The organism is Rhodococcus sp. IEGM 1408, from assembly GCF_033142235.1.
Taxonomy (GTDB): domain Bacteria; phylum Actinomycetota; class Actinomycetes; order Mycobacteriales; family Mycobacteriaceae; genus Dietzia.
Map to the genome: position 1 here is coordinate 168,585 of NZ_JAWLRW010000004.1, position 10,419 is coordinate 179,003.

Consider the following 10,419-nt stretch of genomic DNA (forward strand, 5'->3'; position numbering starts at 1 on the left):
CCCCGGTGCCTCAACCCGCCGGCTGGTCCCCCGCCGGCTCCAGGTCGGACCCGTCCCTGGCGACCAGCGCGGAGCCCCTGTCCAGCCGCGGGCCGGCGGGCAGCCGGTCGAGCGTGCCCGCGTCGACCGGTGCCGGCGTCCCACCGATCCCGAGGATCGCCGCGGTCTCCGGGTCGGGGACGTCAAAGCGCACCCCGGTGTCGGAGACGATCGTCGTCACGGAGCTGCGGGTGGAGGTGCCCCGCCCCGCCGCGGACACCAGGAGTCCACCACCGGGGATGCCGACGGCGTCGACGGCCGGCCCTCCCCCGTCCGCACCGGCCACCGTGCGCGCCTCGCCCGGCCCGGGCGCAGCGGCGCCCGCGACCACGGTGATCCGCCGGACCGCGGAATCGGGGTCACCGGCATCGCGCACGCACAGGACCGGCGCGTCGCTGGCGGTGAGCACCGACGGGCGGCTCGCCGGGAACGCCGCGACGTCCAGCGCCACGGACCGGGGGACCCCCATGCGGTCCGGGGACACCGACACCACCGGGCCGACCGTCGAGGTGGACCGGATGACGTCGGCCACCACCGGACCGACCTCCTGGACGCCATCGGCCAGCGCCACGTGGGTCCGGGTGCCCGAGGCCGTGTCGACGGTGAAGACCTGACCGATGCGCAGGGCATCCAAACCGTAGTCCACCGGCTGCCCCACCATCTCGATCTCCGGCCGCGCCACCGGGTCGACCTCCGGGAGCGGGTCGATCAACGCAGCCGTGACCGGTCGGGGGTCGACACCGTCCAGGCCGAGGATCGCCAGCAGATCCCCGTCGCCGAGGTCGATGCGCGCACGGGTGCCATCTCTCAGCACCCACCCCGCGCCGTCCTGATCGGCCAGGACGATCTCGTCCGGGCCGGTCTCCCTGCCCTGCTCCGGCACCCCTCCGCGGGCGACGACGCTGGTCGCGGCGATCCGGGGGCGACCGCGGTGTGCGTCGACCACCTCGTCGCACACCGTCCACGACACGCCGGTCGCCGCGACGGCGTCGCGGTGCGCCGGCAGCACGGACGGCGCTCCGGGGATGCCGAGTAATCCCCCGCGGCGGGTCCCGGCGATGTCCGAGTCCCGCACGGTGTCGGGCTGCGCGGGCTCGCCCAGGACCAGACGGGCCGAGGTGAGGTTGTACACCGGGTGGACCAGGTCGCCGGCCCGGACGTACATCTGCCCGGAGTCCCGGCCCACCATGATGGTCGAGCGGGCGACGTCCGGCGCCGGGTCGAGCAGCGACATGACCGCGGCGCCCGCGCACCCCAGGACGGCGGCGACCACGCCCACCGTGAGCCCCATGGACTGGCGCTTGAGGGGGTCGTGGAGCATCCGGACATCCCGCGCGACCACCGCGTGCCGGGCCCGGCGGGTCAGGAAACGGTGCCCGTCGACCTGCGCTCTTGTCGTCGGCTTCATCGACATCGACCGGCTCCTCCCCACGCAGGTGACACCCCGCAGGGGGTGGTGCCGGGGTAGGGTACGCCACCATCCGGGCTCCGTGGCCGGTCATCCCGCGGGTTCTCACGCACGCTGGCTGACGGATTCCACCGACAGGACTGACAGGTCAAATGACAGAGGCGAAGGGGTGGGCGATGTCGGCGATCCCCGCTCTCTCCGCGCTCTGGGCGGTGCTCGGCCTGACGGTCGTCCTTACCATGATCTGCCCCCCACAGTGGCAGCCGTGGGTGCAGTTCGCGGCCGCCGCCCTGGTCGCCTTCGCGGTCACCCTCCGCCACCGGGGGCGTCCGCTTATTGCTCGTCGGATCCACCCGCGCCGGACCGAGGTCGACGTCGTGGACCTGGTCGCCCGTGATCTCACCCTGGTGGGGTGCGTCGAGGGCGAGAGGGTGGTGACCACCGGGGTCGAGATCTCCGCCGGAGCGCTCGCCGCCACCGAGGTCGGCAGGGACGCCCCGGCGGACTTCCGCGGCGTCCGGTTCCCCCTGGCGGCGGTGGCCCGGCAGCTGGACCAGGGCGGGGTGCTGCTCGAGGGAATCGATGTGGTGGTCCACGGCCGCCGGGCGGCGACGGGTCCCGACGGCGAGGTGTACAGCTCGCTGGTGGGTCCACTGGCCCTGATCTCGCATCGGCGCATCCACCTGCTGCTCCGCTTCGATCTGGCTCGTCTGGCGATGGCGTCGGCGAGCACCGACACCGGCAGCGGGCGCGGCCCGGATGACACCTCGGACCGCACGCTGCCAGAGGTCGTCGCGGTCGCCACCGAACGACTGCGACGAGCGCTGGTGCACCACGGGGTCCCGTGCCGGGTCCTCGACGCCGCCGAGCTCGCCGAGCGCTACCTCGAGGCCGAGGCCGAGCCCCGGGCCGGGGCCGGGGCCGGGGCCGGGCTGGTGATCCGGCCGGGGGCGGACCCACGCGAGGTCGTCGACACCCTCGCCGCGGTGCGGGCCGCCGACATCACCGAGGTGGTCCGGGTGCGCCGGGTCGAGGGCCGTAGCGACGTGGTGGACGTGGTCTCGACCGTGGGTCTGACGGCGGGTGTGACGGCGGGTCTGACGGCGGGTCTGGCCGGGATCCCCGCGCAGGCGCTGCCGGGAACCACAGACTCGTGCTGCCATGTGCTCTCGTCCGCGCAGGTGCTCCCCGTGCCCGGCGAGCCACTGCCGGCGGCCGTGGCCGGGTCCCTGGTCCGGCGACGGATCGACTCGCTCGACGGACTCGCCCCGCCCGCCCACGGGTCCGGCCAGATCCTCGGGGCGACCCGATCCGGGAGCGCCTCCGCACTGCAGTTGGTGGGCCCGCACCTGCGATCAGTGCTCCTCGCGGCCCGGCCCGCACTGTGCCGCCAGGTGGCCTTCCGCGCTGTCGCGGCCGGCTACCGGGTAGCCGTGGTGACCGACGTACCCGACCGCTGGCGGCCGCTGCTGGAGATCGGCGACGAGAGCCGATACCGGATCGTCGCACCCGACGCCTCCGACGCCGGCACTTCGGTCGATGCCGTGTTCTGGGACGTCGACGGCCCCCTGAGCGAAGGCCGGATCGACGCCCTGGCCGGCCCCGGCGGCCGGGATGTCGCCCCGCCGACGGTGATCCGGGTGGACGCCGACTGGGACGTCGGCCGGACGCGAGGGCCCACGGCCCCGGTGCCGCCCGACCTGGTCCTGGACGGCAGGATCGAGGGCTGGATCTCGGTCGAACCGCGTGGCGGCCGGGCCCACCGGGTGTCGGTGGTGGCCGGGCCGGGCGAGGAGCGGTTCGTGGGGGCGATCTCCGCAGCCGGCGCGGACAGGCCCGCGGAGCTCACACCCGCAGGTGCTGGACCTTCCGCCACCCCGGGTCGTCGGTGACCGTCACGGTCACCTCACCCTGCTCCCACCCGGACGCGGCCACGCGGAGCTGCTCGTGGGCGGGGGTCGTGGAATCGGTGTAGAAGTGCAGCAGGCGTCTCCCGCTGCAGCTCTCCGCCCCCACGCACTCGCCGTTCGCCCCGATGCGGTCCACGAGGTGGTCCTCGAGGTCGCGCAGCCACGGCAGCGATCCCGGCCCCGGCAGCCCGCCGTCCTCGACGTCTGTATAGGGCACGTGGACGGCGACGTGGCGGTCGAACTCCGGGGCGGACAGCGCCACCAGGGGCACGCGGACCACGGCGACCAACGGGCCCTGGCCTGTATCCCCGTGCAGGATCTGCCAGGCCGGACCGCCGGTCTCGTCCCTGTTGTCGCAGGCGAGTTCCTGCAGGATCCCCGGCAGCTCGGACAGCGGCACGGCGTCGTCCCCCGGGGCGACGGCGTTGGCCCGGATCCTGCCCACCCACAGCTCCACCGCCGCCTCCCCGCACATGGCGTCCAGCAGCAGGTACGCGGCGATCCCGGGATCCGCGCCGACGAGGCCCGCGAACCCGGGGTGGTGCACGGTGACCTCGGCCTGGGACAGCCCCACATCCACCACGACCTCGGCCTCGTCGAAGACCAGCCGCCGGTCGCGGAAGAACATGGCGCCGCCGGACACCGGCTCGCGCAGGTCGCCGAACGACCAGGTGGCTCCTGCGGGGGGCGCTGCCGCGAGCCAGCGTCGCGCCGCGCCCCGCAGTTCGGGGACGCCGGCCGCGGTGACCGTCAGCCGATGCGACCCGCCGTCGCGACCGGGGACGAACTCCCAGGACAGCCCGGGGTCGATGGCCTCGATCAACGACGTGATCTCGGGGACGACGCGGCGCGCGTCACCCGAGGAGACCGCCGCGGAGGCGCGACGGCACCCGCCCTCAGCCCACCACCGCCAGAAGCTCGTGATGGCGCGGTCCGAGCGGAGTCGGGCGGTTTCTATGCGGACGCCGGAGAAGTCGAGCGAACGGGAGAGCTGCCGAGGTCGTGCCGCACCGATCGCCATCTGTTCTCCTCCCACCCGCCGCGGTCCGTAGAGCATGTCTGTCCCCAGTATCCGGATATTCCGGGTGTCGTGCCCGCGACGCCCCACCCGAAGGACGGGGATCTCGCCGGGGAACACCGCCCCGGCCTGCGGGGACCACGGCGGTCGGGGCGGAGGGAAAGTAACACTGTCTCCATGATGTCCGGCGGACATCGGGTGCGCGGAGGCGTCAGCACTGGGAGTATCGGGGGCATGTCCCTGCCCGCCGGTGACCCCGGCCCCCGCCCCCGCATCCTGGTGATCGGCGCCACCGGGTACATCGGGTCCCGGCTCGTGCCACGGTTGCTCGCCGACGGCGCCGAGGTCTCGGTTCTCGCCCGCACGCCCGCGCGCCTGGACGACGTCCCGTGGCGCGAGGCCGTCACCGTCCACGAGGGGGGTCTGGGCGACGAGCAGGCGCTGCTGGACGCTCTCCGCGGCGTCGACGCGGCCTGCCACCTCGTGCACTCGATGGGCAACTCGGCGGACTTCGAGACGGAGGAACGCGAGACCACCGAGGACTTCGTCCGCGCCTGCGAGACCGCCGGGGTGGGCCGGATCGTGCACCTGTCCGGCCTCCACCCGGAGGACGAGACCGACCTCTCCACGCACCTGCGCTCCCGCGTGGAAGTGGGCCGGATCATGCTCGCCTCGACGGTGCCCGCACTCGTGATCCAGGCCGGGGTGGTGATCGGCTCGGGGTCCGCGTCGTTCGAGATGATCCGGCACCTGACCACCCGGCTCCCGGGGATGGTCACCCCGAAGTGGGTCAGCAACCGGATCCAGCCGATCGCCGTCCGCGACGCGGTCCACTACCTCGCGGCCGCCACCACGTGTCCGGTCGACGGTGGGCGGACCATCGACGTGGGCGGGCCGGACGTCCTGACGTACGGACAGATGATGCAGATCTACGCCGAGGAGGCGGGATTGCACCGCCGGCTCATGGTCCCGGTCCCCGTGCTCACGCCCAAACTGTCCTCGCTGTGGATGGGGCTGGTCACGCCGCTCGATCCGGGCCTGGCCCAACCGCTCGTGGAATCCCTGCGCTGCGAGGCCATCGTGCTCGAAGACGACGCCGACGAGGTGCTCGGACCGCCGCCCGGCGGCCGCACGGGCTACCGGGAGGCGCTGCGCGAGGCCCTGCGGATCCCGCACGGCCCGGCCCGGCCCGCGCTCTGGGAGGGCGCCGATCCCCTCGGCGACCCGGCGCGGCTCCTGCCCAGCGACGCCGACTGGGCCGGGGTGCGACCGCCGACCCTGTGGCCCGCCCGCGCCGGGTCGCGTGCCCACGCAGCGCGATGACCGTCGGCCGCGCTGAGCCGGGGCCCGGAGAGCCTGGGCCGGGAGAGCCTGGACCCGGGGAACCGGGCCCCGGCACGGTCGTGTCCGACACCGTCGTCCCGGCAACCCTGGTCGGCCGCTACCGGCAGGCGTGGCGCACCGGCGAGATGGAGACCGCGCCGGTGCCCCCGACGCGCCGTCGCCTCGTCGTCGTCGTCCTCACCCTGGTCGTGGGGGCGGCCGTCGGCGCCTGGGCGCTGCGCATCCCCGCCGGGGACGGGATGTTCTACCCCGCCACGTCGCTGCTCGCGTCGGTGTGGCTGATCGGGGCCTTTGCCTCCGGCCCGATCCGGGTGGGGCGCGAACCGTATCGGGCGGGCCGGCCGGTGCTGTCCTCGATCCTGACCGCCGCCGCGCTGGCCGCCCTCTTCTGCCTGGGGGCGCTGGTCGTGGCCCGGATCGAGCCGCTGCGCGACCCCGTGGACGCCCTCCTGGACCACGCCACGGTGGGCAACCTCGCGCTGGTGGCGCTGCTGACCGCGGTCAACGGGGTCGCGGAGGAGTGCTTCCACCGCGGCGCCGTGTACTCGGCCACCTCACGCCTGCACCCGGTTCTGGTGACCACCGTGGTCTACGGGGCCGTGACCGCCGCCTCGGGCATCCCCCTGCTCGTGCTGGCCGCGGTGATACTGGGTGCGGTCACGGCGGTCCAGCGGCGGTGCACCGGCGGGATCCTGGGGCCGATCATCACGCACGTGGCGTGGTCGATGGTGATGCTGTTCGCGCTCGGCCCGATCCTCGACGCCGCTCGGGTCTGAACCCGGGATCAACCGCCGCAGCAGTCCCCGGCACGGTCACCGGCGCGGGGGTCCGGGCGCACCTCGCGGGTGGTCACATTACGCAATGCGAGGTCGGCGTCGGCCGGGTAGTCCACGCCCACCAGCGACAGCCCGCACGCCGGGGCCACGGGCACGGACGACGCGCGCTCGGTCTCGTCCAGCAGCCCGGCGATCCAGTCCTGGCTCCGCCGCCCCTCCCCCACGGCCATCACCGCGCCCACGAGGCTGCGGACCATCGACCAGCAGAAGGCATCGGCGCTCACCGACGCCGTCCACACCTCCGCGGCACCCGGCGCGTCCGGGCCCCGCGCATCGGCCTCGGCGCGCCACTCGAAGCGCTGGAGCTCGCGGATCGTCGTGGCGCCCTCCTTACGACGGCAGAACGCCGCGAAGTCGTGCAGACCCAGCAGCCGCTCCGACGCCTCCTGCACCGCGGCGAGGTCCGCCCGCTGCCCCCACGCCGCGGTGTCCCGCGCCCGGGTGGGCTCGGGCCCCCACGGGGCGGTGGTGAGCCGGTAGGAGTAATGACGGCGTAGCGCGGAGAACCGGGCGTCAAACTCCTCGGGCGCCCACCGCGCGGCCATCACCGCGATGTCCGCGGGCAGCAGCCGCGCGAGCCGTCGCACCAGTGCCTCGGGTCGCCCCTCGACCGAGCGCTGGTCCAGCCACTCCGGGTCCACCTCGAGGTGGCAGACCTGCGCGCGGGCGTGGACCCCGGCGTCGGTGCGGCCGGCCACGGTGAGCGTGACGGGGTGGCGCAGGACTTTAGCGAGCTGCTCCTCCAGCACCCCGCACACGGTCCGCAGCCCGGGCTGACGCGCCCAGCCGGAGAAATCGGTGCCGTCGTAGGCGACGTCGAGACGGATCCGGCGGGTGCTCACGGACTCAGACGCTAGACCACCTGACTGTTCGGCCGCCACACGCGACAGACGGCGGGGTCCGGCACGATGGTGCCATGTCGTCGTCGCGCCTCCTCCCCACCCCGCGGGGCACCGCCGCGCTCCCCACCCCGCGGCACCCCGCCGCGCTCCCCACCCCGCGGGGCGCCGCCGCGCTCCTCACCGCCGGTGTGACCATCGCGCTCGCCCTGGGGGCGTGTACCACCGGTGACGACGACGAGGCCCCGCCCGTCTCCCCCACCGCCGCGGGGACCGCGTCCGCTCGCGACACCGGCCCCACCTACGCCCGATACGTGGCGCTGGGGGACTCCTTCGCCGCGCTGGGGCCCACCTCCGCACCGACGACCGGTCCCGCGGGGTGCCTGCGCTCCACCCGCAACTATCCGGCACTCCTGGCCGGGTTAGAGGAGGTCGGCGAGCTCGTCGACGTCTCCTGCGGCGGTGCGGAGACGTCCCATCTGACGGTGCCGCAGACTGCGGGAGCGCCGCCCCAGTTCGAGGCCCTCACCGCGAATACTGACCTGGTGACCCTGTCGATAGGCGGAAACGACATCGGGTTCGGCGCGATGGCATCGTGCATAGTGCAGACCCCGCGAGCCGCGATGGGCGCCCCGTGCCGCGATCGCCTGGAGATCACCGTGACCGATGCTCTCGACCGTCTCGGAGACCGACTCGGCGAGGTCTACACCGGTATCCGCCAACGCTCCCCGGACGCCCGGGTCATCACCACCGCGTACATGCCGCTCGTGCCCGACCACGGGGGTTGCGAGTTCATCTCCCGGATGAGTCCCGGGGACGTCACCTGGACCAGGCACGTCACCGAGCGCATCAACATGATCGTCGCCGACGCCGCGGACACCGCGGGCGCGGACGTCGTGGTGCCTGCCGACGCGGGCTCGCGTCACGCCTGTGCCCCGCCCGCAGACCGCTACACCGACTTCACCGGCGTCGAGACCGGGTCCCACCCCATGCATCTGACCGCCGCCGGGCATCGAGCGATGGCCGAGGCGGTGGGTGCGGTGCTGTAGGGGCCGGTGTCGGGAGGGCCGGTGCTGTGAGGGCCGGTGCTGTGAGGGCCGGTGCTGTGAGGGCCGGTGCCGGGAAATAGTGGAAGGGCCCCGCCTCCGCGCGATGCGGTGACGGGGCCCTTCACAGTTGATCCTCGGGGGGATCAGGCCTTGTCGGCGTCCGTGTCGTCCGCGTGGGTCGTGTCCTCGGACACGGCCTCGGCGGTCTCGGCGGCAGCCTCGACCTCAGCGTTGTCCGCGGCCTCGACCTGATCGGCGATCGGGCTGTTGGCCTCGGCCTCAGCAGTCACGTCGTCGGTCGACTCCACGGCGGGCGTCTCCTCAGCAGGCTTGTCGGCGGCCTTCTTGGAGGCGGCGGCGCGGGTGGACCGCGACGCCTCGGCCGACGCGAGCTGCTCGGTGACGAGCGCGATCATCGCCATGGGCGCGTTGTCGCCCTTGCGGTTCTCGAGCTTGACGATCCGGGTGTAGCCACCCTCGCGCTCGGCGACCCGGGGGCCGATCTCCGCGAACAACTTGTGCAGGACGTCCTTGTTGCGGATCTGCTTGGCAGCCTCGCGACGGTCGGCGAGCGTGCCGCGACGGGCCTTGGTGATGAGCTTCTCCGCGTACGGACGCAGCATCTTGGCCTTGGTGTCCGTCGTGCGGATCGAGTCGTGCTCGAACAGCTGGGTCGCCAGGTTCGACAGGATGAGCCGCTGGTGGGCGGCGGATCCGCCGAGACGGCGGCCCTTCTTGGGCTTGGGCATCAGATTCTCCTAGGAATGGTGTGCAGAGCGCTCGTCAGAGCTGCTCGGTCTCGGCGTAATCCTCGCCGCCCTCATCGGTCCACGTGCCGGTCTCGGCGTCATAGCCGGCTACCGAGGCGGGATCGAATCCGGGGGGCGCATCCTTGAGCGACAGGCCCAGCTCGACGAGCTTGACCTTGACCTCGTCGATCGACTTCTGACCGAAGTTGCGGATGTCGAGCAGGTCCGACTCGCTGCGGGCCACGAGCTCGCCCACGGTGTGGACGCCCTCGCGCTTGAGGCAGTTGTAAGACCGGACCGACAGGTCGAGATCGTCGATCGGCATGCCGTAAGCGGCGATGTGATCGGCCTCGGCCGGGCTGGGCCCGATCTCGATGCCCTCGGCCTCGTCGTTGAGCTCCCGGGCCAGCCCGAAGAGCTCGACCAGGGTCTTACCCGCCGACGCCAGGGCGTCGCGGGCGGACATCGAGTTCTTGGTCTCGACGTCCAGGACCAGACGGTCGAAGTCAGTGCGCTGGTGCACACGGGTGGCCTCGACCTTGTAGGTCACCTTGAGGACCGGCGAGTAGATCGAGTCGACCGGGATCCGGCCGATCTCGTGACCCGAGTCCTTGTTCAGCCCGGCGGGCACGTAGCCCCGACCGCGCTCGACGATCAGCTCGATCTCCAGACGGCCCTTCTCGTTGAGAGTGGCGATGTGCAGATCCGGGTTGTGCACCTCCACGCCGGCGGGCGGCACGATGTCACCAGCGGTGACGTCACCGGGCCCCTGCTTCTTGAGGTACATGGTGACCGGCTCGTCCTCGACGGACGAGACGACCAGGCCCTTGAGGTTCAGGATGATGTCGGTGACATCTTCCTTGACGCCCGGCACGGTGGTGAACTCGTGCAGGACACCCTCGATGCGGATGCTGGTCACCGCTGCGCCCGGGATGGACGACAGCAGCGTGCGCCGCAGCGAGTTGCCGATGGTGTAGCCGAAACCGGGCTCGAGGGGCTCGAGCACGAACCGCGAGCGGTTCTCGGACACGACCTCCTCGGTGAGGGTGGGCCGCTGGGAGATGAGCACGTGCTACCTCTTTCAGTTCTCGACGTCCGCTATTTGACGCCGTGCTAACCCACAGTCGCGGGGGGGGGGGGGGGGCGCGGGGCCCCCCCCCCCCCGGGGGGGGCCCCCCCACAGCTGATATAAATAACCCTAAAAAGTAAAGCCCCCGGGCCACCCAC

The 10,419-nt window shown here is 73.0% G+C and carries 9 protein-coding genes; 4 read left to right on the plus strand and 5 right to left on the minus strand.

Annotated features, from left to right (window positions below):
- Positions 1 to 10 precede the first annotated feature (10 nt).
- Positions 11 to 1,453, minus strand: coding sequence for a type VII secretion protein EccB (eccB, locus tag R4P08_RS08090; RefSeq protein WP_317813287.1), 1,443 nt, complete (start codon positions 1,451 to 1,453; stop codon positions 11 to 13).
- A 146-nt stretch (positions 1,454 to 1,599) separates the two neighbouring features.
- Between eccB and R4P08_RS08095 the strand changes: the two genes are divergently transcribed.
- Positions 1,600 to 3,339 carry a hypothetical protein gene (locus R4P08_RS08095; RefSeq protein WP_317813288.1) on the plus strand — a complete coding sequence of 580 codons (1,740 nt, stop codon included), beginning with the start codon at positions 1,600 to 1,602 and terminating at the stop codon, positions 3,337 to 3,339.
- On the opposite strand, the gene R4P08_RS08100 is transcribed toward R4P08_RS08095, so the two are convergent.
- Positions 3,293 to 4,414 carry a DUF695 domain-containing protein gene (locus tag R4P08_RS08100; RefSeq protein WP_317813289.1) on the minus strand — a complete coding sequence of 374 codons (1,122 nt, stop codon included), beginning with the start codon at positions 4,412 to 4,414 and terminating at the stop codon, positions 3,293 to 3,295. The genes R4P08_RS08095 and R4P08_RS08100 overlap by 47 nt on opposite strands.
- A gap of 195 nt (positions 4,415 to 4,609) precedes the next feature.
- On the opposite strand from R4P08_RS08100, the gene R4P08_RS08105 reads away from it, so the two are divergent.
- A complete protein-coding gene (locus R4P08_RS08105; protein WP_317813290.1) occupies positions 4,610 to 5,698 on the plus strand; it encodes an NAD(P)H-binding protein in 1,089 nt (362 codons plus the stop codon).
- Between the two features lie 80 nt (positions 5,699 to 5,778).
- Positions 5,779 to 6,495, plus strand: coding sequence for a CPBP family intramembrane glutamic endopeptidase (locus R4P08_RS08110; protein WP_317813291.1), 717 nt, complete (start codon positions 5,779 to 5,781; stop codon positions 6,493 to 6,495).
- Between the two features lie 8 nt (positions 6,496 to 6,503).
- Here R4P08_RS08110 and truA read toward each other — a convergent pair whose 3' ends face one another.
- Positions 6,504 to 7,397, minus strand: coding sequence for a tRNA pseudouridine(38-40) synthase TruA (gene truA, locus R4P08_RS08115; protein WP_317813292.1), 894 nt, complete (start codon positions 7,395 to 7,397; stop codon positions 6,504 to 6,506).
- Positions 7,398 to 7,471: 74 nt separating this feature from the next.
- On the opposite strand from truA, the gene R4P08_RS08120 reads away from it, so the two are divergent.
- Positions 7,472 to 8,443, plus strand: a complete 972-nt coding sequence (locus R4P08_RS08120; protein ID WP_317813293.1) for an SGNH/GDSL hydrolase family protein — start codon at positions 7,472 to 7,474, stop codon at positions 8,441 to 8,443.
- 143 nt (positions 8,444 to 8,586) lie between these two features.
- Here R4P08_RS08120 and rplQ read toward each other — a convergent pair whose 3' ends face one another.
- Together rplQ and R4P08_RS08130 are read right to left on the minus strand one after the other, a co-directional pair.
- Positions 8,587 to 9,192 carry a 50S ribosomal protein L17 gene (gene rplQ / locus R4P08_RS08125; RefSeq protein ID WP_317813294.1) on the minus strand — a complete coding sequence of 202 codons (606 nt, stop codon included), beginning with the start codon at positions 9,190 to 9,192 and terminating at the stop codon, positions 8,587 to 8,589.
- A 34-nt stretch (positions 9,193 to 9,226) separates the two neighbouring features.
- On the minus strand, positions 9,227 to 10,261 hold the full coding sequence (locus R4P08_RS08130; protein WP_317813295.1) for a DNA-directed RNA polymerase subunit alpha: 1,035 nt from the start codon (positions 10,259 to 10,261) through the stop codon (positions 9,227 to 9,229).
- Positions 10,262 to 10,419: the final 158 nt, after the last annotated feature.

What these genes read in the sequence shown, in the direction of transcription:
- R4P08_RS08105 (WP_317813290.1), top strand. Translation starts at nt 4,610, where the DNA reads ATGTCCCTGCCCGCCGGTGACCCCGGCCCCCGCCCCCGCATCCTGGTG.
- R4P08_RS08095 (WP_317813288.1), top strand. Translation starts at nt 1,600, where the DNA reads ATGACAGAGGCGAAGGGGTGGGCGATGTCGGCGATCCCCGCTCTCTCC.
- R4P08_RS08120 (WP_317813293.1), top strand. Translation starts at nt 7,472, where the DNA reads ATGTCGTCGTCGCGCCTCCTCCCCACCCCGCGGGGCACCGCCGCGCTC.
- eccB (WP_317813287.1), bottom strand. Translation starts at nt 1,453, where the DNA reads ATGTCGATGAAGCCGACGACAAGAGCGCAGGTCGACGGGCACCGTTTC.
- R4P08_RS08100 (WP_317813289.1), bottom strand. Translation starts at nt 4,414, where the DNA reads ATGCTCTACGGACCGCGGCGGGTGGGAGGAGAACAGATGGCGATCGGT.
- rplQ (WP_317813294.1), bottom strand. Translation starts at nt 9,192, where the DNA reads ATGCCCAAGCCCAAGAAGGGCCGCCGTCTCGGCGGATCCGCCGCCCAC.